Origin of the sequence: Nocardia cyriacigeorgica, assembly GCF_010868145.1 — a bacterium.
GTDB lineage: Bacteria > Actinomycetota > Actinomycetes > Mycobacteriales > Mycobacteriaceae > Nocardia > Nocardia cyriacigeorgica_D.
Genome location: NZ_JAAGUY010000035.1, coordinates 1 through 25012, shown reverse-complemented (window position 1 = coordinate 25012; position 25012 = coordinate 1). Strand labels below are relative to the sequence as shown.

26 protein-coding genes and 2 tRNA genes are annotated in these 25012 nt (G+C 65.9%); 15 read left to right on the top strand and 13 right to left on the bottom strand.

All coding sequences use genetic code 11. The features are described from left to right. The first annotated feature begins 9 nt into the window (after positions 1-9). From cofC to GV792_RS26385, 3 genes are all read left to right on the top strand, one after another. A complete protein-coding gene (cofC, locus tag GV792_RS26395) occupies positions 10-708 on the top strand; it encodes a 2-phospho-L-lactate guanylyltransferase (protein ID WP_163827569.1) in 699 nt (232 codons plus the stop codon). Between the two features lie 72 nt (positions 709-780). After that, on the top strand, positions 781-2961 hold the full coding sequence (locus GV792_RS26390) for an RNA degradosome polyphosphate kinase (protein WP_163827567.1): 2181 nt from the start codon (positions 781-783) through the stop codon (positions 2959-2961). Positions 2962-3011: 50 nt separating this feature from the next. Further along, positions 3012-3935: an NUDIX hydrolase gene (locus GV792_RS26385; RefSeq protein WP_163827603.1), complete on the top strand. Its 924-nt coding sequence runs from the start codon at positions 3012-3014 to the stop codon at positions 3933-3935. Between the two features lie 148 nt (positions 3936-4083). On the opposite strand, the gene GV792_RS26380 is transcribed toward GV792_RS26385, so the two are convergent. The 3 genes from GV792_RS26380 to leuC all read right to left on the bottom strand — a co-directional run bounded on the left by GV792_RS26380 (position 4084) and on the right by leuC (position 6998). Further along, a complete protein-coding gene (locus GV792_RS26380; protein ID WP_163827565.1) occupies positions 4084-4767 on the bottom strand; it encodes an HU family DNA-binding protein in 684 nt (227 codons plus the stop codon). 156 nt (positions 4768-4923) lie between these two features. After that, a complete protein-coding gene (gene leuD / locus GV792_RS26375) occupies positions 4924-5532 on the bottom strand; it encodes a 3-isopropylmalate dehydratase small subunit (RefSeq protein WP_163827563.1) in 609 nt (202 codons plus the stop codon). Between the two features lie 50 nt (positions 5533-5582). Continuing rightward, positions 5583-6998, bottom strand: a complete 1416-nt coding sequence (leuC, locus tag GV792_RS26370; RefSeq protein WP_163827561.1) for a 3-isopropylmalate dehydratase large subunit — start codon at positions 6996-6998, stop codon at positions 5583-5585. Positions 6999-7164: 166 nt separating this feature from the next. On the opposite strand from leuC, the gene GV792_RS26365 reads away from it, so the two are divergent. From GV792_RS26365 to GV792_RS26355, 3 genes are all read left to right on the top strand, one after another. Then, positions 7165-7866: an IclR family transcriptional regulator gene (locus GV792_RS26365; protein ID WP_163827559.1), complete on the top strand. Its 702-nt coding sequence runs from the start codon at positions 7165-7167 to the stop codon at positions 7864-7866. 80 nt (positions 7867-7946) lie between these two features. After that, entirely contained in the window at positions 7947-8468 is a 522-nt protein-coding gene (locus GV792_RS26360) for a pyridoxamine 5'-phosphate oxidase family protein (RefSeq protein ID WP_163827557.1), read from the top strand. Positions 8469-8622: 154 nt separating this feature from the next. Then, positions 8623-8805 (top strand): DUF5302 domain-containing protein, encoded by a 183-nt coding sequence (locus GV792_RS26355; protein ID WP_163827556.1) that lies wholly within the window; start codon positions 8623-8625, stop codon positions 8803-8805. Between the two features lie 408 nt (positions 8806-9213). Here GV792_RS26355 and GV792_RS26350 read toward each other — a convergent pair. The 4 genes from GV792_RS26350 to GV792_RS26335 form a co-directional block, all read right to left on the bottom strand. After that, a tRNA-Glu gene (locus GV792_RS26350) sits at positions 9214-9286 on the bottom strand. Between the two features lie 201 nt (positions 9287-9487). Further along, positions 9488-9559, bottom strand: a tRNA-Gln gene (locus GV792_RS26345). A 160-nt stretch (positions 9560-9719) separates the two neighbouring features. Then, on the bottom strand, positions 9720-11192 hold the full coding sequence (gltX, locus tag GV792_RS26340; protein WP_163827554.1) for a glutamate--tRNA ligase: 1473 nt from the start codon (positions 11190-11192) through the stop codon (positions 9720-9722). Positions 11193-11205: 13 nt separating this feature from the next. Further along, positions 11206-11979 (bottom strand): fumarylacetoacetate hydrolase family protein, encoded by a 774-nt coding sequence (locus GV792_RS26335; RefSeq protein ID WP_163827552.1) that lies wholly within the window; start codon positions 11977-11979, stop codon positions 11206-11208. Positions 11980-12259: 280 nt separating this feature from the next. Between GV792_RS26335 and GV792_RS26330 the strand changes: the two genes are divergently transcribed. Continuing rightward, a complete protein-coding gene (locus tag GV792_RS26330; RefSeq protein ID WP_218580087.1) occupies positions 12260-13456 on the top strand; it encodes an MFS transporter in 1197 nt (398 codons plus the stop codon). 207 nt (positions 13457-13663) lie between these two features. Here the strand turns inward: GV792_RS26330 and GV792_RS26325 are convergent, their stop codons facing one another. Beyond that, positions 13664-14671 (bottom strand): 3-isopropylmalate dehydrogenase, encoded by a 1008-nt coding sequence (locus GV792_RS26325; RefSeq protein WP_163827550.1) that lies wholly within the window; start codon positions 14669-14671, stop codon positions 13664-13666. A gap of 131 nt (positions 14672-14802) precedes the next feature. On the opposite strand from GV792_RS26325, the gene GV792_RS26320 reads away from it, so the two are divergent. After that, positions 14803-15042: a hypothetical protein gene (locus GV792_RS26320; protein WP_218580086.1), complete on the top strand. Its 240-nt coding sequence runs from the start codon at positions 14803-14805 to the stop codon at positions 15040-15042. 78 nt (positions 15043-15120) lie between these two features. Here GV792_RS26320 and serA read toward each other — a convergent pair whose 3' ends face one another. After that, entirely contained in the window at positions 15121-16719 is a 1599-nt protein-coding gene (gene serA / locus GV792_RS26315; RefSeq protein WP_163827546.1) for a phosphoglycerate dehydrogenase, read from the bottom strand. A 792-nt stretch (positions 16720-17511) separates the two neighbouring features. On the opposite strand from serA, the gene GV792_RS26310 reads away from it, so the two are divergent. Further along, positions 17512-18801 carry an APC family permease gene (locus GV792_RS26310; RefSeq protein WP_375154320.1) on the top strand — a complete coding sequence of 430 codons (1290 nt, stop codon included), beginning with the start codon at positions 17512-17514 and terminating at the stop codon, positions 18799-18801. Here GV792_RS26310 and GV792_RS26305 read toward each other — a convergent pair. After that, complete coding sequence (locus GV792_RS26305; RefSeq protein ID WP_163827544.1) at positions 18750-19295, bottom strand: winged helix-turn-helix transcriptional regulator; 546 nt, start codon at positions 19293-19295, stop codon at positions 18750-18752. The two genes, GV792_RS26310 and GV792_RS26305, sit on opposite strands and share 52 nt — an antisense overlap. A 78-nt stretch (positions 19296-19373) precedes the next feature. On the opposite strand from GV792_RS26305, the gene GV792_RS26300 reads away from it, so the two are divergent. From GV792_RS26300 to GV792_RS26285, 4 genes are all read left to right on the top strand, one after another. Beyond that, positions 19374-20012, top strand: a complete 639-nt coding sequence (locus GV792_RS26300) for a TetR/AcrR family transcriptional regulator (RefSeq protein ID WP_163827542.1) — start codon at positions 19374-19376, stop codon at positions 20010-20012. A 146-nt stretch (positions 20013-20158) separates the two neighbouring features. Beyond that, on the top strand, positions 20159-21340 hold the full coding sequence (locus tag GV792_RS26295; RefSeq protein ID WP_163827540.1) for an LLM class flavin-dependent oxidoreductase: 1182 nt from the start codon (positions 20159-20161) through the stop codon (positions 21338-21340). Positions 21341-21342: 2 nt separating this feature from the next. Then, positions 21343-22386, top strand: a complete 1044-nt coding sequence (locus tag GV792_RS26290; protein ID WP_163827534.1) for an alcohol dehydrogenase catalytic domain-containing protein — start codon at positions 21343-21345, stop codon at positions 22384-22386. Between the two features lie 27 nt (positions 22387-22413). Next, on the top strand, positions 22414-22962 hold the full coding sequence (locus tag GV792_RS26285) for a nuclear transport factor 2 family protein (protein ID WP_163827532.1): 549 nt from the start codon (positions 22414-22416) through the stop codon (positions 22960-22962). Positions 22963-23029: 67 nt separating this feature from the next. On the opposite strand, the gene GV792_RS26280 is transcribed toward GV792_RS26285, so the two are convergent. Together GV792_RS26280 and GV792_RS26275 are read right to left on the bottom strand one after the other, a co-directional pair. Continuing rightward, the gene (locus tag GV792_RS26280; RefSeq protein ID WP_030521844.1) at positions 23030-23233 is read right to left on the bottom strand and encodes a cold-shock protein; all 204 of its coding nucleotides are present in this window, start codon (positions 23231-23233) and stop codon (positions 23030-23032) included. A gap of 373 nt (positions 23234-23606) precedes the next feature. Beyond that, positions 23607-23759 carry a hypothetical protein gene (locus tag GV792_RS26275; RefSeq protein WP_163827530.1) on the bottom strand — a complete coding sequence of 51 codons (153 nt, stop codon included), beginning with the start codon at positions 23757-23759 and terminating at the stop codon, positions 23607-23609. Positions 23760-24001: 242 nt separating this feature from the next. On the opposite strand from GV792_RS26275, the gene GV792_RS29935 reads away from it, so the two are divergent. Continuing rightward, positions 24002-24136: a hypothetical protein gene (locus tag GV792_RS29935; protein WP_256673887.1), complete on the top strand. Its 135-nt coding sequence runs from the start codon at positions 24002-24004 to the stop codon at positions 24134-24136. A gap of 10 nt (positions 24137-24146) precedes the next feature. Beyond that, positions 24147-24551, top strand: a complete 405-nt coding sequence (locus tag GV792_RS26270) for an HNH endonuclease (protein WP_163827528.1) — start codon at positions 24147-24149, stop codon at positions 24549-24551. 101 nt (positions 24552-24652) lie between these two features. Here the strand turns inward: GV792_RS26270 and GV792_RS26265 are convergent. Beyond that, positions 24653-25012: VWA domain-containing protein (locus tag GV792_RS26265; protein ID WP_163827525.1), on the bottom strand; the 360-nt coding region annotated here is incomplete at its 5' end.

Sequence of the window (25012 nt, the reverse complement as noted above, 5' to 3'; positions counted from 1 at the left end):
ATCGGTGCCATGCGTTCGCACACCGTGCACGCCGTGATCGCGGTGAAGAGTCTCGACCGAGCCAAGTCCAGGCTGGCCGATCGACTGCCGCCGCGTGAGCGTGCGCGCCTGGTGCTCGCCATGTTCACCGATACTGTGCGTGCCGCGTCGGCGGTCCCGCAGATCGCCTCGGTCACTGTGGTCACCCCGGATCCGGCGGTCGCCGATCTCGCGGTTCGCCTGGGCGCCGCGGTCTATCCGGAACCGATGCCTGCCCCCGGCGAACCCGGTGACCCCGACGGGCTCAATGCCGCATTGCGCGCCGCCGCCGATGAGCTCCGGCATCGCCACGGGCCGGTCGATGTGCTGGCCCTGCAGGCGGATCTGCCCGCACTGCGCCCGGACGAGCTCGCCGATATGCTCGCCACCGCACCCGCTGACGCCCGTTCGGTCGTGGTCGATCACGCGGGCAGCGGTACGGCGGCCCTGTTGGCCCGTGCCTCGGCCCACGCCTTGGATCCGCGATTCGGCCCGGATTCGGCCCGCAGGCATATCGCCGCGGGCGCGCTGGACCTCGACGGTGACTGGCCGGGCCTGCGTCTGGACGTCGACACCGCCACCGATCTCGACTGCGCGATCGCTCTCGGCGCCGGTTCCGCGACCCGTGCCGCATTGCGTGACATCGGCTGGCAGGGTCGTGTTCACGAGACGGTCCCGCACGTGTGCTAGCCGGTCGCCACGACCGAGGTGATTCGTGTGGCAATCCCGGTGTCAGGCTGCACACCGCCCCGTTTGTGAGGGATGATCGTTGTCGTGAGCGATACCGAAACCGTCAAGCAGCAGCAGGTGCTTCCTACTCCACCGCCTGCGGCGGCACCTTTGCAGCCCGGTTCGACAGCACAGCGTTTGCCAGCCGATCGCTACCTCAATCGCGAGTTGAGCTGGCTCGACTTCAACGCCAGGGTGCTGGCCCTCGCCGAAGACGCGTCGCTGCCGTTACTGGAACGTGCCAAATTCCTGGCTATCTTCGCTTCCAATCTCGACGAGTTCTACATGGTCCGCGTCGCGGGCCTCAAACGTCGTGCCGAGACCGGACTTTCGGTGCGCTCGGCCGACGGCCGTTCCCCCAGTGAACAGCTCGAGCTGATCGCCGCACGGGCCCAGGAGATCGCCGACCGGCACGCAAGGGCCTTCCTCGGCGATGTCCTTCCCGCGCTCACCGCCGAAGGCATCGCCATCATCGACTGGTCCGATCTCGACGAGTCCGAACGCAGGCGGCTCTCGGCGCACTTCCAGGACCAGGTGTTCCCCGTCCTCACCCCACTCGCGGTGGACCCGGCGCACCCCTTTCCCTACATCAGCGGTCTCAGCCTCAACCTCGCGGTGACGGTGCAGGACGCGACCACCGGCGGCGAGCACTTCGCCCGCGTCAAGGTCCCCGACAACGTCGACCGGTTCGTGCGGGTGCGGCGCACCGATTCGGGCTCCGGCGCGGTCGCGGCGTTCCTGCCGATGGAGGCGCTCATCGCCGCGCACCTCGATCAGCTGTTCCCCGGGATGTCGGTAGTCGAACACCATTCGTTCCGGATCACCCGCAATGCCGACTTCGAGGTCGACGAGGATCGCGACGAGGATCTGCTGCAGGCGCTCGAACGGGAACTCGCACGGCGCCGGTTCGGTTCGCCGGTGCGTCTCGAGGTCTCCGACGATATGACCGAGCACATGCTCGAACTACTGCTGCGCGAGCTGGAAGTCGATCCGGGCGACGTCATCCAGGTGCCCGGCCTGCTCGACCTGTCCTGCCTGTGGCAGGTGTACGGCGTGGACCGGCCCGGCCTCAAGGACGCGCCCTATGTGCCCGCCACCCCGTCCGCGTTCGGCGAACGGGAGACCCCCCGCAATGTCTTCGCCGCACTGCGCGAAGGCGATGTGCTGGTGCACCATCCCTACGATTCGTTCTCCACCAGCGTGCAGCGATTCATCGAACAGGCCGCTGCCGACCCCCAGGTGCTGGCGATCAAACAGACCCTTTACCGCACCTCCGGCGATTCGCCGATCGTCAATGCGCTCATCGACGCCGCCGAGGCGGGCAAGCAGGTGGTCGCGCTGGTGGAGATCAAGGCGCGGTTCGACGAACAGGCCAACATCAAATGGGCCAGGACGCTGGAGCAGGCGGGCGTCCATGTGGTGTACGGACTCATCGGGCTCAAAACCCATTGCAAGACCTGCCTGGTGGTCCGGCGCGAGGGCGCAACCATCCGCCGCTACTGCCATATCGGCACCGGCAACTACAACCCGAAGACGGCGCGACTATACGAAGACGTCGGATTACTCACCGCCGCACCGGAAATCGGCGCCGACCTCACCGATCTGTTCAACTCGCTGACCGGATATTCCCGGAAGTCCGATTATCGCAATATCCTCGTTGCACCCACCGGTGTGCGCGCCGGAATCATCGAGCGAATCCAGCGTGAGATCGAGCTGACTCAGAACGGGCAGCCAGGTCGAATCCGGCTGAAGGCCAATGCGATCGTCGACGAACAGGTCATCGATGCGCTGTACCGCGCCTCTCAGGCGGGGATCCCGATTCAGGTCGTGGTGCGCGGTATCTGCGGATTGCGGCCGGGAGTACCGGGGATGAGCGACAACATCGAGGTCCGCTCCATTCTCGGTCGATTCCTCGAACATTCGCGGATCATGCATTTCCAGGCGCAGGACGAGTACTGGATCGGCAGCGCCGACATGATGCACCGCAATCTGGACCGACGGGTGGAAGTCATGGCCCAGGTGAAGGATCCGAAGCTGCGCGACCAACTCGGTTCGGTCTTCGATTCCGCGCTCGACCCGATGACGCGGTGCTGGGTGCTGCAACCGGACGGCAGCTGGCAGGCCTGGCCCGAGCGCACCGGCACCGAGGACGGCGCGCAGGTCCGCGACCACCAGGCGTACCTGATGCGATTGCGGCGGCCGGACCAGCAGTGAGCGCGACGACCGGTTTCGCCACCAATGGCGGAGTGTTCCGGGATTCCCGGATGCAGGCCAATATCCACGCCGCCGGAGCGGTGGTGTGGCGGTACGCGTCGGATGGTTCCGGCGCCATCGAGATCGCGGTGATCCACCGCCCCAAATACGAGGATTGGTCGCTGCCCAAAGGCAAACTCGACCCCGGTGAGACGCCGGTACTCGCCGCGATCCGTGAGGTCGCCGAGGAGACGGGCCTGCGGTGCAGGCTCGGGCGCTATCTCGGCCACGTGACCTATCCGGTGCCAGGGCACCGCAAACTCAAGCGCGTGTATTACTGGGCCGCCGAGGTGATCGAGGGTGCGTTCGCCGCCAATACCGAGGTCGATGAGCTGATCTGGCTGCGGCTGGATCAGGTGATGGACGAACTGTCGTATCCGATGGATCGGCAGGTCGTGCGTGCATTCACCCGCTTACCCGCGGCAACCAGCACGCTACTGGTGGTCCGGCACGCGAAAGCCGGGCGCCGCGACCGTTTCAGCGGCCCGGACGATCAGCGGCCGCTCGAACGTGCCGGACGCAGGCAATCGGCGGCCCTGGTGCCGAATCTGCGCGCTTTCGGCGCGAGTGAGATCGTTTCCGCCGATCCCCTGCGCTGTATGCAGACGGTGGCGCCGCTGGCCGAAGAATTGGGTGTGGAGATCGGAATCGAGCCGCTGCTGTCGGAATCCGGCTATGCCGCGGACCCGGAGCAGGCGCGTGAGCGTGCCCGTTCCTTGGTCTCCGATACCGCCGTGCGGGTGCTGTGCAGCCAGGGCGAGGTGATTCCCGATCTGATGCGGTGGTGGTCCGACCGCGACGGCGTGACCTTGCCACCGGCCCGTAACCGTAAGGGCAGTGTGTGGGTGCTGTCGTTCGTCGCGGGACAACTTGTCGCTGCCGATCATCTGGATCGGTCGCTGTCGATCGATGTGGGGCCGACCGTCACCGAGTGACGCCCGCGCGCATACCGCCGCAGAGACGACGAACGGCCCCGGGGATCACCCGGGGCCGTTTCCCGTTCGGTATCGCGGGTGGAGGTGTGTCCACCCTGTGTGCCGGGCGTCCGCGCGCGACGGGCTGGGTTACGCGCCTGACGCCGGATCAGCGCGAGCGACGGGCCGGAGCCTTCTTCGCCGCGGTCTTCTTGGCGGTGGTCTTCTTGGCTGCCGCCGTTGTCTTCTTGGCAGGCGCCTTCTTCGCAGCCGCCTTGGTAGCGGTCTTCTTGGCGACCGTCGTCTTCTTCGCGACGGTCTTCTTGGCTGCCGCCGTTGTCTTCTTGGCAGGCGCCTTCTTCGCAGCCGCCTTGGTAGCGGTCGTCTTGCGCGCGGTGGTCTTCGCCGGCGCCTTGGTCGCTGCCTTCCGTGCAGTGGTCTTGGCGGGCGCCTTGGTGGCGGTCGCCTTCTTGGCGGCCGTGCGTTTGGCCGCCGTCTTCTTCGCAGCGGCTTTCTTGGCCGCGACCGGTGCATTCACGCCGCGTTTGACCGCAGGGCCGGTGGCGGCAAGCTTTTGCTTACCGGCAATGACGGCCTTGAACTGGGCGCCGGGACGGAACGCAGGCACCGAAGTGGGCTTCACCTTGACGGTTTCGCCGGTGCGCGGGTTCCGCGCGACGCGAGCCGCGCGCTTGCGCTGTTCGAATACTCCGAATCCGGTGATGGTGACGCTTTGACCTTTGTGCACCGCGCGCACGATGGTGTCGACCACATGCTCGACTGCCGCGGTGGCCGTGCGCCTGTCAGTACCCAACTTTTCGGTCAGAACGTCGATCAGTTCCGCCTTGTTCATTGAATCCTCCGCAGACTAATGGCCCGTCGTCGGACCGACTAGGTACCACGGTAAACCCACTTTGGGCAAGAGTCTATGTGCCACGCCAAAATTCATGTGGTTTAGCACACGTACAGCTACCGCCCCGGTCGGCGCCCAGCTAACCGCCGCAGGTGATTACGTCTGCGAAATATGCGCCGGAAGGGTTGTGGGTTTCCAACTTGGCCTTGCTTTTTCGAACTCGTCGATCTGCTCGCTGCGCCGCAACGTCAGCCCGATGTCGTCCAAACCTTCCAGCAGACGCCACCTTGTGTAGTCATCAATATCGAACGGCAACACGATGGTTCCTGCCGTCACAGTGCGCGCCTCGAGATCCACTACCAATTCCAGTCCGGGCTGTTCATCGAGCATCTTCCAGAGCATTTCGACATCGTTCTGTGACATCTGAGCGGCCAGCAGACCGCCCTTACCCGCATTGCCGCGGAAGATGTCGGCGAAACGCGACGAGATGACCACTCGAAAGCCGTAGTCCGACAGTGCCCATACCGCGTGCTCACGAGAGGATCCGGTACCGAAATCCGGACCGGCCACCAGCACGCTGCCCTGATTGAAGGGTTCGGTGTTCAGAATGAAGTCCGGATCCGTTCGCCAGGCCGCGAAGAGCCCGTCCTCGAATCCGGTTCGGCTGACGCGCTTCAGATAGACCGCCGGGATGATCTGATCGGTATCGACATTGGATCGGCGCAGCGGAACCCCGATCCCCTTGTGCACGGTGAAGGCTTGCATCTGATTCTCCTGAGTCTGATTCGGCTTCGACGGGGCGACTTACTCGCGGGTCAGTCCAGATCCGCAGGCGAGGACAGCGTTCCGCGCACCGCGGTGGCGGCCGCTACCAGCGGCGACACCAGGTGGGTTCGCCCGCCCTTGCCCTGCCTGCCCTCGAAGTTGCGATTCGAGGTGGACGCGCAACGCTGGCCGGGGGACAGCTGATCGGGATTCATTCCCAAGCACATCGAACAACCGGCCTGACGCCATTCCGCGCCCGCGGCGGTGAATATCTCGCCGAGTCCTTCTTTTTCCGCCTGAGCCCGCACCCGCATAGAACCCGGTACAACCATCATTCGGACACCCTCGGCGACCCGGCGGCCCTTCAAAACATCGGCGACCGCGCGCAAATCCTCGATCCTGCCGTTGGTGCACGATCCGACGAATACGGTGTCGACCGCGACTTCGCGCAGCGGCGTACCCGGCGCCAAATCCATGTATCGCAGTGCTTTCTCCGCTGACTCACGGGCCGTTTCGTCGGCGATCTGGGCCGGATCGGGGACCCGATCGCCCAGCGGCGCGCCCTGACCGGGATTGGTGCCCCAGGTGACGAACGGGGTCAGCTGGTCGGCGTCGATATGCACCTCGGCGTCGAAAACCGCGCCCTCGTCGGTCTTCAACGCGTCCCAGGCGGCCACTGCGGCGTCCCAGTCGGCCCCCTGCGGCGCGTGCGGGCGACCTTTGAGGAATTCATAGGTCGTCTCGTCCGGCGCGATCATGCCGGCCCGTGCGCCCGCCTCGATCGACATGTTGCAGATGGTCATCCGCGCTTCCATCGACAGCTTCCTGATGGCCTCGCCGCGATACTCCAGCACATAGCCCTGGCCGCCACCGGTACCGATCTGGGCGATCACGGCAAGGATCAGGTCCTTGCTCGTGACACCGGGGGCCAGCGTGCCGTCGACGGTGATGGCCATCGTCTTGAACGGACGCAGCGACAGCGTCTGGGTGGCCAGCACATGCTCGACTTCACTGGTGCCGATTCCCATGGCAAGCGCACCGAATGCACCGTGGGTGGAGGTATGGCTGTCGCCGCACACCACCGTCATTCCCGGCTGGGTCAGACCCAGCTGCGGGCCGACCACATGCACGATGCCCTGATCGAGATCGCCCATCGGATGCAGGCGTACCCCGAATTCCTCGCAATTACGCCGCAGGGTTTCCACCTGGGTCCGCGATACCGGATCGGCGATCGGCTTATCGATATCGATGGTGGGGACGTTGTGGTCTTCGGTGGCGATGGTGAGGTCGGTGCGGTGCACCGGCCGTCCGGCGGCGCGCAGTCCGTCGAACGCCTGCGGGCTGGTCACTTCGTGCACCAGGTGCAGGTCGATGTAGATCAGGTCGGGTTCACGCGCGGCGCCTTCTCCTTCACCACGGGCGACGACGTGCTGCTCCCATACCTTCTCGGCCAGCGTGCGTGCCATGTATCGATCACCTTTCGGGCTGGCATCCGGTGCGCCGCTCTTGGCTGTCGGCGGCGGATGCGCGACATGAGGGGAACTTCGCATTCAGCGATCCTGCGGCCCCGGAATCCCGGTACCTGGAACCCGAGGCTAGGAATCTCAGCATGCGAGACGCTAATATCGTTCTATGAGACAGCATAGCGGTATCGGCGTCCTGGACAAAGCGGTGGCCGTGTTGTATGCGGTCGCCGAGCAACCGTGCGGCCTCAACGAACTGTGCGAGCGCACCGGCCTGCCACGCGCCACCGCGCACCGGTTGGCCGTCGGCCTGGAGGTGCACCGGCTGTTGAGCAGGGACAACAACGGTTCCTGGCGTGCGGGGCCTGCCCTGGCCGAGCTGGCCTCGGGTGCGAGCGATCCGCTGCACGACGCCGCTTCGGCCATTCTGCCCCGGCTGCGGGAGATCACCGGCGAGAGCGTCCAGCTGTACTGCCGCGACGGCCATGCGCGCGTCTGCGTTCTGGCACTGGAACCGCCCGCCGGCCTGCGCGACACCGTCCCGATCGGCGCCCGGCTGCCACTGACCGCGGGTTCGGCCGCGAAGGTGTTGGTCGCCTGGGCCGATCCGGAATTGCAGCGGACGATCCTGGCCGATGCCGTCTACGGAGAACGCGCCCTCGCCGAGGTCCGAAAGCGCGGCTGGGCGCAGAGCGCGGCCGAGCGGGCCAGCGGAGTGGCGAGTGTTTCGGCGCCGGTCCGAGATCCGGGCGGTGTTGTGGTGGCGGCGGTGTCGGTGTCCGGGCCGATCGATCGCATGGGCCGCAGGCCGGGTGCACGTTGGGCAGCGGATCTGGTGGCCGCGGCCGACGCGCTGCACAAACGGCTCTAGGCACCGCGCCACGGCTGCGCACAGGCGGCCTGGCACCTGCGGCCCTACCCGAGGGCACCCGCCCTCACTACAGTTGGCCCATGGGAGTTAACCAACGGTCGCAGATCGTCATGTCCGACACCGAGATCACCGATTTCCTGGTGCGCAGCCGCGTCGCCATGCTGGCCACCCTCGGTGCGAGCGGCGCACCGCATCTGACCGCCATGTGGTACGCGCTGATCGACGGCCCCGACGGCGGCCGGCCCGAGCTGTGGTTCGAGACCAAGGCCAAGTCGCAGAAAGCGGTGAACATACGCCGCGATCCCCGTGTGACGTGCATGGTGGAGTCGGGTCAGACCTACGACACGCTGCGTGGTGTGTCCATCGAGGGCCGCGCGGAGATCATCGATGATCCGGAGAAGCTTTTCGCGGTCGGTGTGAGCGTCTGGGAGCGCTATACGGGCCCGTACAGCGAGGAAATGCGCCCGTTCGTGGAGACCATGCTGAACAAGCGGGTGGCGGTGCGTGTGGTGGCCGACCGCATCCGCAGCTGGGATCACCGCAAGCTGGGTATGCCCGCGATGCCGCTGGGCGGCACCACTGCCCACGCCCTCGACGACTGATTTCACCTCCAGGGCGCCCGACACATCGCGGGCAACCCGAATTCCACCTGACAGGACCCGCCCGGCGGGCTAGCGTCGAGATGTTCGACACGTTTCGGCCGGCGCCCGCCCCGCTCGCCGGGTGCGGCCTCGGCCCGACCACAAGGAGCAGACCATGTCGGAATCGGGTGGTTCCCAAAACAGCGCCGATGAAGTGAAGCGCAAGTTCCGGGAGGCACTGGAACGCAAGAACGAGCACCACGCCCGCTCGGCCGACCACATGGACGGCCACTCCAAGGCCACTGGCCCCCACGCCAGCGCCAGCCACAAACGAGAGTTCCGCCGCAAGAGCGGGTAGCGGCACGACAGTCGGCCTGGGCCCGGACATCGGCCCAGGCCGGCAACCGCCCAGCCCGAGAACGATTCGCTGCACATGGCTCGGCGGCTATCCGGTTCGACCGAACGTGCCATATGAGCGCAGTAAGGGCCGGCGCAGCAGAACGACCGCCCAACTCGTCAAGCGACCTGCCCCGCACACACTTGCAAAAGTGGTGCGCCCCCACGTATCAGCAAGGTCACACGCCCTGCAAGTACCAGCAACGCGACTTCCCCCACCAACGCACACCCGACTCCCCCGGGGCGAAGCCACCCGGGCGGGGGTCCGGGGGCGAAGCCCTCCGGACAGGGTATGGGGGTTGCACCCCCAAAAGACAATGCGAAGCAGAAAAGGCTCACGCTCTTCGTGAGCATGAGCCTTCCATCTGCGTAGCCCCGACGGGATTCGAACCCGCGCTACCGCCTTGAGAGGGCGGCGTCCTAGGCCGCTAGACGACGGGGCCAGGACTTGGATCAACCTCTGGCTGAGGTGTATCCGGTGATCTTTCGATCGGTCTGATCTCTCGATCAGGCTCGGCAAGCTTAACCGGCCGAAGCTCGGCGACCAAATCGCCTGGATGAGACTCCGGCGAACCCGCTCGCCATCGCGAGAAGGATTCTCTTCAGGCCCATTCGGACATGAGTCGAAACCGGAGCTTTCTCCGCTGGGGTACCAGGACTCGAACCTAGAATGGCTGAACCAGAATCAGCTGTGTTGCCAATTACACCATACCCCAATGACCAACACATTCGACCTCGTGTCTGGGTGACTCCGAGGCCGTGTTCCGGCCGAGAAGAAGAGTACCAAACCACTGACGGTAAACTACAAATCGCCTGGTCAAAGCCCTGTTTTCGGGCAGTGGGCGGCTGTTTCACGGCAGCCGCCCACTGCCGCGGTCAGCCGGCCAGGGTTTGCGCCGTCGCCGCGCGCAGCCGAGCCATCGCGCGGTCGCGGCCGAGCAGTTCGAGCGATTCGTAGAGCGGTGGGCTGATGTGCGAGCCGGTCACCGCGACCCGCACCGGCGCGAAGGCTTTGCGCGGTTTGAGGCCCAGATCGTCGATCAGCGCGGTTTTCAGAGCCTCCTCGATGGCGGAGGTGGTCCACGCCGTGAGCGAGTCCAGCGTGGCAATAGCGGCGTCCAAAACCGGCGCCGCGTCAGCACCGAGATTCTTCGCGGCCGCAGCGGGGTCGATGGAAAACTGTTCGTCGGACGAGAACAGGAAGCGCAGCAGATCCCACGCGTCGGCCAGGACGACAATCCTGGTCTGCACGAGTTGGGCCGCTGCGGCAAACATCTTCTCGTCGATTTCGGCGCCGATATGTCCGTGTTCGGTAAGGTACTCACGCAAACGGTGAGTGAAATCGCCCACTTCCAGCAAACGGATGTGCTCGGCGTTGAGCGCATCAGCCTTCTTCTGGTCGAAACGGGCCGGATTCGAATTGACTTTCGAGATATCGAAGGCCGCGACCATCTCCGACATCGAGAACACATCGTGATCGTCGGCGATGCTCCAACCGAGCAATGCCAGGTAATTCAGCAAACCCTCGGGGAGGAAACCGCGGTCCCGGTGGGCGAACAAGTCCGACTCCGGATCGCGTTTGGACAGCTTCTTGTTCCCCGGCCCCATCACAAATGGCAGATGACCGAACTCGGGAGTGAATTCCGCGACACCGATGCGCTGTAGCGCGGCATAGAGCGCGAGCTGGCGCGGCGTCGAGGAGAGCAGATCCTCACCACGCAGCACATGGGTGATGCGCATCATCGCGTCGTCGACCGGGTTGACCAGGGTGTAGAGCGGGGCGCCGCTGCCTCGAGTCAGCGCGAAGTCGGGCACGGTACCCGCCTTGAACGTGGTTTCCCCGCGCACCAGGTCGTTCCAGGTGAGGTCGGTGTCGGGCATCCGCAGCCGCACCACCGGGGGACGACCCTCGGTGCGGAAGGCCTCGATCTGCTCGGGGGTCAGGTCGCGGTCGAAGTTGTCGTAGCCGAGCTTGGGGTCACGGCCGGCGGCGAGGTGGCGCGCCTCGACTTCCTCGGGCGTAGAGAAGGACTCGTAGGCCTCCCCCGCCTCCACCAGCCGTCGCACCACGTCCAGGTGCAGATCGCGCCGCTGGGACTGACGGTAGGGCTCGTAGGGGCCACCGACCTCGGGGCCCTCGTCCCAGGTCAGTCCGAGCCAGCGCAGGGCGTCGATGATCGCACGGTAGGACTCTTCGGAATCGCGTGCCGCGTCGGTGTCTTCGATGCGGAAGACGAAGCTCCCACCGTGATGGCGGGCGTACGCCCAGTTGAACAGCGCCGTCCGGATAAGGCCGACATGTGGCGTCCCGGTGGGTGACGGGCAGAAACGGACCCGTACTTCAGTCATGGCTCTCTTTCGATCAGCGTTTGGCGGCAACAGGATTGGTCAAGGTGCCGATGCCCGACACCGTGACCGAGACGTTCTGCCCCGCGGTCATCGGGCCGACACCCTCGGGGGTTCCGGTGAGAATGACATCGCCGGGCAGCAGCGTCATCACGGTGGTCACCCATTCGATGAGCTTCGGAATATCGTGCAGCAGAAGCGAAGTGCGGCTGCGCTGGCGCACCTCGCCGTCGAGTTCGGTGACGATCTCCAGATCCGAGGGGTCGAGCTGGGTTTCGATCCACGGCCCAAGCGGGCAGAAGGTGTCGTATCCCTTGGCACGGGTCCATTGACCGTCGTGGCGCTGCTGGTCGCGCGCGGTCACATCGTTGGCGACGGTGTAGCCGAGGATCACCTCATGCGCACGGGCCGCGGGCACGTCTTTGCACGGGCGACCGATGACGATGGCGAGTTCTCCCTCGTAGTCGACCTGAGAGGAGCTGGGCGGCAGGATGATCGACGCGTTCGGCCCGACGATCGAGGTGCTCGGCTTCATGAAGATGACCGGGTCGGCGGGTGCCGGACCGCCCATTTCGGCGGCATGCGCGGCGTAGTTCTTACCGATGCAGATCACCTTGCTGGCCAGAATCGGGGCGAGCAGGCGCACATCGGCCAGCGGCCAGCTGCGCCCGGTGAACGTCGGGGTGCCGAAGGGGTGTTCGGCGATCTCCTTGGCGACGCTGTCGCCACCGTCGCCCTCGATACTGACGAAAGCGACTCCATCCGGACTGGCAACTCGACCTAGACGCATAGTCGGAGTCTATCCACCCGCCTCCACCTGCCCGAACGCGGAGCATGCCCGTCACATGGCCGGCCGACATCGGGTGCGCCACGTCGCCCTCGAGCACAACAGAATCCGAGCGCACGACGGTCCGCATTCACATCGAGAGGTTGCGGTGGCCGCGAGGTGTGAGCCGTCGGACATCACTGTCGCTTCGGCGGTCCCGGTCACCGGGTGTACGGTAAGCGTCAGCCGATCACTGAGTGAGATCAGAGTTCCATATATTGAGATTCGAGAGGTGGGGCTACCAATGGCCGTGAACGCTCCCACGGCGACCACACCGCAGGTCGACACGTTTCGACGGTGGTCGATGCTCGCCCTCGGGGTCTTCGCCCAAGCCTCCAGCGCGGTCTTCGTCCACGGCGTCCCGTTCCTGCTGCCCGAGCTGACCGCGCAGGGCATGCCGTTGGTCACGGCCGGGCTGTTGGTGGCAATGCCGAGCGTCGGGCTGGTCTGCACGCTGATCGCCTGGGGCTATGTAGTCGACCGGATCGGCGAACGCAAGGTACTGGTCGGTGGACCGCTACTGATGTTCGTCGCGGGCGCCACCGCGGCCACGACGTCGAGCTATCCGGCGTTGGGTGTGCTGCTGTTCCTCGGCGGTGTCGGCGCGGCGAGCACCAACGGTGCCAGCGGGCGGGTGATCGTCGGCTGGTTCCCGCCGCATCGTCGCGGGCTCGCCATGGGTGTCCGGCAGACCGCGCAGCCACTGGGCGTCGGCGTCGGCGCAGTGGCGATTCCCCTGGTGGCCGGCGCACACGGCGTCGCGGTCGCGATACTGGTGCCCGCGATCATGGCGGCGGTCGCCGCGGTGGGCTGCCTGGCCGGGATCATTGATCCGCCACGTCCGGCGGGCTCGGCCACTGATCGGGCCAACCCATATCGCGGCAGCACGACGCTGCTGCGCATTCATGCGGTGTCGGTCTTGCTGGTGTTCCCCCAGGCGACGGTGTGGACGTTCGCATTGCTGTGGCTGCATCGCGATATCGGCTGGTCGCTGCCGGTGGCCGGCGTGCTGGTCACCGCGACCCAAATGCTGGGTGCTGCGGGCCGGATCGGTGCGGGCGCATGGTCGGACCGGGTGGGCAGCCGCCTTGGACCGCTGCGGTCGGTCGCGATCGCCGCGGTGGCGACCATGGCGGCGTTGGGGTTGGCCGCATGGGCGCAGTGGTGGTGGCTGGCCATCCCGCTACTGGTGATCGCCTCGGTCGTCACGGTGTCCGACAACGGCTTGGCCTTCACCGCGGTTGCCGAAATCGCCGGGCCGCATTGGAGTGGTCGCGGGTTGGGCATCCAGAACACCGGGCAGAATCTGGTCCTGGCAGCGGTTCCGCCGGTCTTCGGCGCGCTGATCACCTACTCCGGATTCCCGGCTACCTACCTGGCCGCGGCCGCGCTCGCAGTCATCGCGATTCCCTTGGTACCCAAGGATCCCGAGCCGCGTTGATACGAATTCGACGGCGCCCGGGCCGCGCGCGGACCGACGCCTGACTGCACGAGCACTCGACCGCTCGGTGCGCCGATCCCGCTGCGGTCGACGTATCAGAGTCTCCGAGACGGTGCGTGAGAACCCAACCCGGGACCGACAAGCACGGCGGCGGGATGCAGTAGGCCCCGCGCTCACAGAGAGCGCGGGGCCTACACATCACATGACTCAGACCGAGGCGGCGATCCGGTCGCCGACCTCGACCGTCGACGCGGCGCCGGTGCGCGAGGCCAGATCCTTCGCGACCGCGGCCTCGACCCGAGCCGCGGCTTCGGTGTCGCCGAGGTGGTTCAGCAGCAGCGACAGCGACAGGATCGCCGCGGTCGGGTCGGCCTTGGACTGACCGGCGATATCCGGGGCGCTGCCGTGCACCGGCTCGAACATGCTCGGATTGGTGCCGGAGGCGTCGATATTGCCGCTGGCCGCCAGACCGATACCACCGCTGACCGCGGCCGCCAGGTCGGTGATGATGTCGCCGAACAGGTTGTCGGTGACGATCACATCGAAGCGGCCCGGATCGTTGACCATGTGGATGGTCGCGGCGTCGATGTGCTGGTAGGCGACCTCGACGTCACCGAACTCGGCGCCGACCTCGTCGACGGTGCGCTGCCACAGCGATCCGGCGAAGCTCAGCACGTTCGTCTTGTGTACCAGCGTCAGGTGCTTCCGACGCTGCTGCGCCTTGGCGAACGCATAGCGCACGACCCGCTCGATGCCGAACCGGGTGTTGGTGCTGACCTCGGTGGCGACCTCGTGCGGGGTGTCGACGCGAATAGCGCCGCCGGTGCCGGTGTAGGGGCCTTCGGTGCCCTCACGCACGACGACGAAGTCGATATCGGGATTGCCGGCGAGCGGGCTGGTGACGCCCGGGAACAGCTTCGACGGCCGCAGGTTCACGTGGTGGTCCAGCGCGAACCGGGTGTGCAGCAGCAGACCGCGCTCGAGCAGGCCGCTTGGCACCGACGGATCACCGATCGCGCCGAGCAGGATGGCGTCGTGCTGCTTCAGCTCGGGCAACACCGAGGGGGGCAGGATCTCGCCGGTGCGGTGGTACCGCTTGGCACCCAGGTCGTATTCGGTCTTCTCGACCCCGGGCGACACCACATCGAGCACCTTGAGGGCTTCGGCGATGACTTCGGGACCGATACCGTCGCCCGGGATGACAGCGAGTTTCATGAAAGCAATGCTCCGTTTCCGATGATGGCGCCCGTGAACATCGCAACGATAGCCGGTGGCCCGAACCCGGCCGCGACCAGGGCGAACTCTCCCGAACAGTGGGATCGCGGCGCCATGGGCAGCCTCTGCGCATGTTCGGAAACAGTGGGCTCGAGTACCGGATCGGTCGAATCGAGCGAAAGATCGACCTGATCATGAAACATCTGGGCATCGACGATCCCGAGGCTGCCATCTCCTATGGCGAAATCGACGCGCTACTCGCTCAGGGCAAGACGATTCACGCGATCAAGGCGTACCGGGGACTGCACCCGGAGGCAGGTTTGGCGGAGGCGAAAGCGGCAGTGGAAGCCCGCGGAGGGCATGAGCACTAGAACCGACGAGACAACCGAGCCCCGCTCCACACGGAACGGGGCTCGGTCGGTGATATCGGGTGATGCGAACCCGGTGACTCAGAACAGGTCGACCTGAACGACCTTGGTGGCGCCGACGGATTCACGGATCGCGTTCTGCACCTCGGCGGATACCTCCTTGCCGACACGCAGCATGACGGTGGCGCCTTCCTTGTCCACGTCCTGGGTCAGCTGCGCCGCCAGGATGTCGACCTCGGCCTCACCGAGCTTCATGCCGATCTTGCCCAGTGCGCCCGGCTTGTCCTCGTAATTGAGCACGGCCAGATTCAGGCCCTCGGCGCGCATGTCGTAGTTGCGGCCGTTGATGTTGACGATCTTCTCCACCTGGGCGGGCTCGGTCAGCGTACCTGCCACATTCAGGGTGCGACCGTCGCCGAACACGGCGCGCAGGTCGACGACGCTGCGGTGGCTCGGGCTCTCCGACGCGGTGGTGACCTCGGCGGTGATGCCGCGTTCCTTGGCGAGCGCCGGCGCGTTGACGAAGGTGACCTGGTCCTCGACGTGCGCCGAGAAGATGCCGCGCAGCGCGGACAGTTCCAGCACGCCGACCTCGCTGGAGGCCAGCTCGCCGCGCACCTGGATCTCCAGGCTCACCGGCAGCTCGTCCGCCAGCGCACCGAGCAGAGCACCCTGCTTGCGCACGATGTCGAGCCATGGGGCGACCTCGTCGCCGACGACGCCACCGGTGACGTTCACCGCACCCGGTACGAACTCGCCCGCCAGCGCAAGCAGCACCGACTTGGCGACATCGGTGCCCGCACGGTCCTGTGCCTCGGAGGTGGAGGCGCCAAGGTGCGGGGTCACCACGACCTGCGGCAGCTCGAACAGCGGGCTGTCGGTGCACGGCTCGGTCTCGTAGACGTCGAGACCGGCGGCGCGCACGTGGCCGGATTTGATGGCGTCGGCGAGCGCCTGCTCGTCGATCAGGCCACCGCGGGCGGCGTTGACGATGATGACGCCCGGCTTGGTCAGCGCGAGCTTCTCCTTGCTCAGCAGGCCCTTGGTCTCCGGGGTCTTGGGCAGGTGCACCGAGATGAGGTCGGCGCGGCCGAGCAGCTCCTCCAGCGTCACCAGTTCGATGCCGATCTGGGCGGCGCGGGCCGGCGACACATAGGGGTCGTAGGCGATGACGTGGGTTTCGAACGCGGCGAGGCGCGCGGCGAACAGCTGGCCGATGCGGCCGAGGCCGACGACGCCGACGGTCTTGCCGAAGATCTCGACACCGTTGAACTTGCTGCGCTGCCAGGTGCGCTCACGCAGGGTGGCGTCGGCGGCGGGCACCTGACGGGCCGCGGCGAGCATCAGCGTGACGGCGTGCTCGGCGGCGGTGTGGATGTTGGAGGTCGGCGCGTTGACGACCATGACGCCGCGCTCGGTGGCGGCAGGCACATCGACATTGTCGAGGCCGACGCCGGCACGGGCGACGATCTTCAGGTTCTTACCGGCTTCCAGCACCTCGGCGTCGACCGTGGTGGCCGAACGAACCAGCAGCGCGTCGGCCTCGGGAACCGCGGCCAGCAGCGCCGGACGGTCGGGACCGTCGACCCAGCGGACCTCGACACCGTCACCGAGCGCGTCGACGGTCGACTGGGCGAGCTTGTCGGCGATCAGAACTACAGGACGGCCTGCTTGGCTCACTGTGGGTTACTCCTGGGGAAGAAAAGGGGTCGGCAGTTACCGGGGCCAAGCTTAGTTGGCCGGATTTGCGCGCCCCCTACCGCCTGGTAGGCGGCCGTCCTCAGTCGGTCGGGTGGCCTGGGTCGGGCGCCGTTTTCGTCCGGAGACGGACCTGCCCCGGTCTCTACGAGGAAGACCGGGGCAGGAGTCTGGTCGCGTCCGCGACCGCAGCGTGTGATCAGCCGCCGAACGAGCCCGTCCACAGGGTGTTCACCAGGCCGTGCAGAGCCGCACCCAGGGTGTCGAAAAGACCGTTCACGGCGGCGCTACCGGTGTCGATGATAACGGGGATCATGAAATACCTCTCGTCGAAATTCAATCCAGTCGAACTGGCTGACACAGGACTCATCGAGGCGCGATCGGAATCGGTTACGGAAAAACTTCAATTAGTGACACAGGCCACAATTGCCGCTGGCGTGTGAGCCACATTGCTGCCATACAGGGCTCCTATCAGCGCAAATGCCGAGAATCACCAGGTCACGAGCCGATCACGAAGCACTCTCCCGCACATGGCGGAATAACCTGAGAATTCACTTAGAAAGCTGCCCACAATTTTTGTGGGCAATACGCGAAGTTCGGTCGACCAGGTCGGATGCCAGCTGCCTCGCCGCATCCAAATCAATTAGCCGCATTGATATTCCTCGAAATCCCTATCCATGCCGCATCCGCCCGCCGAGCGGACAGCCGCCCAGCGCTGGAACACGGCCGCGGATAGGGTGAGCGACGACTTCGGACCCCTCCCCAGGAGCCGCCGTGCCCACCTCCGCGTCCCCGAACCAGCCGAACCCACAACGGCTGCGCAGAAGGTTGGGAGTCGGCGATGCGGTCATGATCGGTCTGGGCGCGATGATCGGCGCAGGCATTTTCGCCGCGTTGTCACCGGCCGCCAAAGCCGCGGGTAGCGGGCTGCTGCTCGGTCTCGCCGTCGCGGCCGTTGTCGCCTATTGCAACGCCACGTCCTCGGCGCGGCTGGCGGCCCGCTATCCCGAGTCCGGCGGCACCTATGTCTACGGTCGCGAACGGCTCGGCGAGTTCTGGGGCTATCTGGCCGGCTGGAGTTTCGTGATCGGTAAGACCGCGTCCTGCGCGGCAATGGCATTGACCCTTGGCGTTTATCTGTGGCCCGGTCATGCGCACGCGGTGGCGGTCGCTGCGGTGGTGGTGTTGACGGCGGTGAACTATCTCGGCGTCCAGAAGTCCGCGCTGCTGACCAGGATGATCGTAGCGGTCGTGCTCGCGGTGCTGGCCGCCGTGGTTGTTGCTGCGGCCACGTCCGCCGAGGCGGATCCACAACGACTCGAATTCGGCAACGACATCACGGTTCTCGGCGTCACGCAGGCCGCGGGGCTGCTGTTCTTCGCTTTCGCCGGCTACGCCCGCATCGCCACTCTCGGCGAGGAGGTGCGCGACCCCGCACGCACCATTCCCCGCGCCATCCCGCTCGCACTGGCCATCGCGCTCGTCGTCTACGCCGCGGTGGCGGTCGCGGTCCTGCTGGTGCTCGGCCCACAACGTCTGGCTGAATCCCCCGCGCCCTTGTCGACTGCCGCCGAGGCAGCAGGCGCCGATTGGCTGTCCCCCATTGTCCGCGTCGGCGCCGCCGTCGCCGCGCTGGGTTCCCTGCTCGCATTGATCCTCGGTGTCTCTCGCACCACCCTCGCCATGGCCCGCGATCACCACCTACCGAGCACCCTCGCCGCCGTACACCCGCGCACGGCCGTCCCACACCACTCCGAAATCGCCGTCGGCGCAGTCGTTGCCGTCGCCGCTGCCACCGCCGACCTCCGCACCGCCATCGGCTTCTCCTCCTTCGGCGTCCTGCTCTACTACGCCATCGCCAACGCCTCCGCCTGGACCCTCCGCCCGGATGAAGGCCGCCCCCTACGCGTCATCCCTGCCCTCGGCCTGATCGGGTGCCTGGCCCTGGCATGCACCCTGCCCGCGGAAGCCGTCCTCGCTGGAGCAGCCGTGACAGCCATCGGAGCGATCGCCTACCTGGTCCGCAACGCTGTTCTATCGGACCGGGGCGGCTCCCGATCCTGATTGCCGCCGACTGCGGCAGCCGCATAAGCAGCTGCCAAACGCTCACTCGCCCGCGGCACCGATGGATCAGGCCGCGGTGTCCCGAGGTGCGACTCCCGCAGCTCGTCCATGAACTCTTCCCACAGCTGCGGACCGCCTTCCTCCAACAGCTGCGCCCGGACCCGCAAACGATGGGTGGTCTCGCGGTGGCGCAGGCCCCAGGAACCGAGATGGGCCATGATCGGCACCAGCTCGATGGCGGCTTCGGTCAGCCGATACTCGGCCTTGCGGCCCGGCCCGGCATCGTCGCGGCTGAGCAATCCGGCTGCCACCAGCCGCTTCAGCCGGTCGGACAGGATGTTGGATGCGATGCCCTCCTCGGACCCGGCCAGCAGCTCACGAAAGTAGCGACGGTTGCCGAACATCACGTCGCGCAGCACCAGCAACGTCCAGCGGTCGCCGATCACCTCGATGGTCGCGTTGATCGGGCAGCCCGAGCGTCCGTCCTCACGCATACCGTCCTCCTCCGATTCAGACCTACCGCTTGCAATATACAACCAGCTGGGGTCGGCGTCCCGTGCCATGCTGACCGCATGAGCTCCCCTGCCCGCAACCGTCAGGGCGATGCCACCCGGCTCCGCCTGCTCGAGACGGCCGAGCGGCTTTTCGCCGCCCACGGCGTCGACGCGGTATCGGTGCGCGCGGTCAATGCTGCTGCCGGACTCGGTGCCGCCTCGGTCCACTATCACTTCGGCACCAAGGACGACCTGCTCGCCGCGGTGCTGGTCGAGCTCGGCGCGTCGGTCCGCGACCGCATCCGGGCCAATGCCGACCGGCTGGCCGGGTCAGCCGAACCACCGGATGCCGAATCGCTCGTACGAGCCGTGTCCACGCCGTATCTCGAACTCTTACAACGGCATCGGACCCGCGGGATGCGGTGGGTCAAGATCATCGCGCAGATCGCGCCGCAAGGCCATCCCGCGCTCGAAGCCACCGATCAACGTCTGCCGGAAATCCTCTTCGAACAGGTCCGGCGCGCGTTCCCGGCGGCCGACCCGCAGCGTTTGGCGGCGCGCTGGGCGGTGTCGGTCATGGGCTTCGTCCAGGCATTGAGCCAGGCCGACGAGTGGAGCCGCGACGACAGCATGCTCTCGCCCGACGAACTCGTCACCTTCTACGAGGACGTGGTGACGTTCGTAGTGGGCGGCGTCGAACGACTCCTCGGCTCCTGATCGGTTCGCGGACCCGGTCCCGGTGTTGTTCCATTCAGCGGGAGCTTTCTGGATCACTTGATCCAATCCTCTGGTAGACAACAGCGAGTGAGCGGATGTGATGCCACTCACCTTTCTCGTCCCGATCACGTCAGGAGACGACGCCCGTGTGGACCTCCCGATCACTGCGATTCGGCGCCTTCCTCGCCCCGTATCACCCGCTCGACGCCGATCCGGTGCTACAGTTACGCCGCGATATCGACCTCATGGAACACCTCGACCACCTGGGCTTCGACGAAGCCTGGATGGGTGAACACCACTCCACCGGCGCCGAGATCGTGCCCGCACCGGATATGTTCATCGCGGCGGCAGCCGAGCGCACCCAGCGCATCCGCTTCGGTACCGGAGTCATGTCACTCCCGTATCACCACCCGCTGATCACCGCCGACCGGATCACGCAGCTCGATCTGCAGACCCGCGGCCGGCTGATCGTCGGCACCGGCCCCGGCAAGATTCCGCTCGACGCGCACATGATGGGCATCGACCCGTCCGATCAGCGCCAACGGCAGGGCGAAGCGCTGGAGGCGATTCTGGCGCTGCTGCGTGGCGAGGTCGTGAACATGAAGACCGACTGGTTCACCCTGCGCGACGCCCGCGCCCAACTGCCGACCTATGACCCCGCGGGTATCGAAGTGGCTGCGGCGTCCACCATTTCACCCAATGGCTCGGTGCTGGCCGGGACTCACGGACTTTCACTGCTGTCCCTGGCAGCCGGGTCACCCACCGGTTTCGACGCACTCGACCGCAACTGGGGTGTGTACGAGAAGGTGTGCGCCGACCACGAACACGTGGCCGATCGCGCCACCTGGCGGCTGGTCAATCCCATGTTCCTGGCGGAGTCGCGCGCGGACGCCGAGCGCGCGGTGAGCCGTCGCATCGGCGCGATGGCCGCCTACGTCAACCGGCAGACCGGAGTTCGCCCCGCTTGGGCGGATTCTCCGCACGGAATCATCGATCAGTGGCGCAACGACACGCTCGGTGAGTTCGGGCAGGCGATCATCGGCACTCCCGATGAGGCGATTGCGCAGATCGAGCGGCTGATCGAGAAGACCGGCGGGTTCGGCACGTTGTTGCTGCTACACGTCGATATGGCGAACTGGGAAGACACCCTGCGCAGCTACGAGCTTTTCGCCGCCGAGGTCGTCCCGCATTTCAAGCAGCGCAATATCGGCCGGGAGGCGAGTCTGCAGTTCGCCGAAGACAACCGCGACTACCTCATCGGTGGACTGGTCAGCGCCATCACCAAGGCACACACCGACTATTACGGCGAACAGCAGAAAGGGGCGTGACCATGCGTGCGGCACAGTTCGCCGATGGCGAGTTCCTGGTGACCGAGGTCGCCGATCCCCCTGCGCTCGGCCCGGGTCAGCTGCGTATCGCGGTGGCCGCCTGCGGGATTTGCGGTAGTGATCTGAGCATGTCGAAGGATCCGTGCCGATTCGTCGCGGTCGCCGAGAAGGCCGGCTACCCACTGGCCGTGTTCGACCATCAGCGGCCGGTGGTGCTCGGTCACGAATACGCGGGCACCGTCGTCGAAACCGGTTTGGAGGTGAAGGATTTCGTCATCGGCGACCGCGTTGCGGGGATCGGTGTCTGCACCGATACCGTCACCGGCATTCCGACGATCATCGGGTATTCCAACGAATATCACGGCGGCTTCGGCGAATTCATCGTCGTCGACGCATTCTGGGTGCGCCATGTTCCGGACGGGCTCTCACTGGAACACGCCACACTTGCCGAGCCGCTGCATGTCGGTGAGATGCATGTGCAGCAGTCGGGTCTCACCGACGCCGACTCGGCGCTGGTCATCGGCTGCGGCCCGATCGGTCTCGGCGCGATACTGGCGGCGAAGGCACACGGCGCACGGACCGTGATCGCCTCCGAGCCGTCACCGGCCCGACGTGCACTCGCCCGCGCACTGGGCGCCGATATCGTCGTCGACCCGAATGAGCAGGACCCCATCGCCGTGTGGAACGAGATGGCCACACCCGGCGAGGGGATCCTCATCGCCTACGAATGCAGTGGCCGCGCAGGCATTCTCGACTCTCTGCTGCACACTATGCCGTTCGGCTCCCGAATCCAGGTCCTCGCGGCCGGTTTCGCGGAGGAGACCATTGTCCCCGTAGTCGGCCAGTTCCGGATGATTGCCATCAATTTCGGCCATGGCAGCTACGACCGCGCCTACGACACAGTGTTGCGTCGACTGGCAGACGGCGAGATCGACGCCGAAGCGATCATCACCGGCCGCGTCGGTCTCGACGGTGTCGCGGATGCGTTCCACGCGCTGCGCGATCCTGACGAGCACGTCAAGATCCTGGTCCTGCCGCACGCGTGAACCATTGCCACGGAAAGGAATGCCACGATGCCCGTCATCGATCCCACCCGGACCTGGGAGCCGCTCGAACAACGACTCGCCGACACCACCGATCGGCGGCACCGCGTCGTGCTCGGCGCCGTCATCGAACATATGCGGGCCGAGGCCGCGCCCGACCTGGACGCACTGATGGCCACGCTGTCGGACGAGCCCGACTACCACTTCTGGAACAGTGGCAGCGACCGCGGGCCGAAGGGCACCGACGGCGTGCGCCAGTACTACACAGATTTCCTGGCGACACGCTCGAATATCCTCGAGTTCGACATCGATCGTCTCGTCGTCGACGACCACTGCGTGGTGACCGAGGGCTTCTTGAAGCAGATCTACCCCGGATCCTATGCCGCGCGACTCGGCATACCGGTTGATGACGAATCAGCCGACTACCTCGTCATCAACCGCCAGCTCATCCTCTGGCCGGTCGATGAGGACGGCCGGATCGTTGGCGAGGACTCCTACCAGTCCGGCCCTGCCGAGGTCACCAAGTTGCGGCCCGAGCAGCTGCCGCAGCAGTACGTCCAGCTCATGCGCGCAGGCTGAGTCACAAGGTCCGGAAAAGGGGCAAGCCCCGCACCGTACGGTGCGGGGCTTGCGAAAGTCACGCTGTTCAGATAGCGCGGACGTCCTGAGCCTGCGGACCCTTCTGGCCCTGCCCGATCTCGAACTCCACACGCTGGCCCTCTTCGAGGGTCCGGAAACCCGACCCGGAAACTGCCGAGTAATGCACGAAGACGTCAGGGCCGCCTCCGTCTTGCGCGATAAAGCCGAAGCCCTTTTCGCTGTTGAACCACTTCACGCTGCCTTGAGCCATGTTCTGTACTTCATACTTCCTGTAGATGAGCCGAGCAAATTTCAAGCCCGGTCTCGCCTACAACGATGCCATGGTTTCGGCTATTCCTCCACATCTGGACCATGTGACTGTGAGGTAACTATCCCTCAGGGCGTTCCACTATGGAGTGTGGACGATTGCCCAGGTTACGGGGGCGTCACGGTGGGGTGGCAGCCGTCACGTAGGGCCCACGCGTTGCACGGGGCCGATCGGACTCATCCCGGCAAGCACTCCGCTCCGGTGCCGTCGGGTGCCAGTTCCCGGCTGCACGATCGGCAGGCGTGGGGGGCTACCTATTCGTCGCCCCGGTCGTGCGGCCACCAGATCGCCACGCCATCACGAGGACAAGCGCGGCTCAAATTCGGTCAGCCCACGCTGTGGCGAGCTGGCGCACCCGGTCGAATCGACGTTCCACGATCAGCAGCCAGCACAGCGTGACAACGGCCGAACCCGCATCCAGCGCATTGCCTGTGGACTCCGCATCCGTCAGCGCACGGTTCAGCGCCACTCGAGCGGGCTCCAACTGGTGCGTCTGCACGAGGCACCGACCCCGCAAGTTGCAGCACACGGGAACGCGGCAATGATGGGGCTGTATTCGCGTCCTGGATCAAGCGCGGTTCCCCGAGGTCTATGGGTCCATGGCTAACTACCGTGACGGCTCGAGCGACTCGATCCCCGGCAGATCATTGCAACGATCTGCGAAGAGTCCGCCGTACCGCTTCGGTCGTAACACCATGGCACACTGAGCATGTGACGCTAGAGGAAGAGTATGAGCTGCGGTTGGAGATCTTCGCGGCACTCACCGATCTGGTTGTCACCGGGGCGGGTCCGTTTCCCGTTCCGAACTCGACCAGTTCACGATCAAGGGAGTTCGGCGACCACTGATCGTGTCCAGTTGCTCGAGGCGGCGCCTATCGTTCCCGACGCGCACGAGCATGGAATCGCCGACATTCCAAACGGTCTGAGCTTATGCCGTATTCATCACACCGCCTACGACCGCAATCTCATCGGAGTCTTTTCCGATATGAAGATCCACGTCGGCGAGGAGATCATGTCGGCCGCGAATGAAGGCCCGATCCTCGAGCTCGGACTACAGCAACTGGACAAGGCGGATCTCCAGCTACCGATCGCCCGCAAGTTCTACCCGTCAGAACAACGACTGGCAGCACGTTTCGAGCAGTTCACAATGGGGGTGCGTGCCAGCGGCCGGAGGCACGACATCAGCTGGCCGAGCTCCGATACGACCACGAAAATCGTGAAGTCGGTGGCTCCAGAGGGAGAATTCGCCGCGAACGAATGAACATCAGGTACGAGATTAGGGTCCCGGGCTGAGAAGGTCGCGGCGGTCGTGAACTCCACGCAGTCGGACAGAGTAAGGACTCATCCGGTGGTGCTACCACGCTAAGCGGGCAGTAGTCGCGCGACGACCTCGGCCAACTGCACCACGTTCCGGCACTCGTGCATCGTGAGGTGCTGGGCGTAGGTGTCGGCGGCGGAGTCGCCGGTGGACCACGAACGGGCGGGTTCGGGGTTCAACCAGTACGCGTGCTTCGCCTTGTCCACCATCAGCTCCAGCGCAACAAGATTCGGGTCCGTCCGATTGGTGCGGGCGTCACCGAGGATCAGCAGGGACGTGCGGGGGCCGAGGGCGTCCAGGTGGCTCGATACGAAGCCCGCGAACGCTTCGCCGTAGTTGCTGCTGCCGAAGCGGGTGACGCCGGATTCTCGGATGATGCGGGCGGTCAGGTCGGGGGTGGGTGG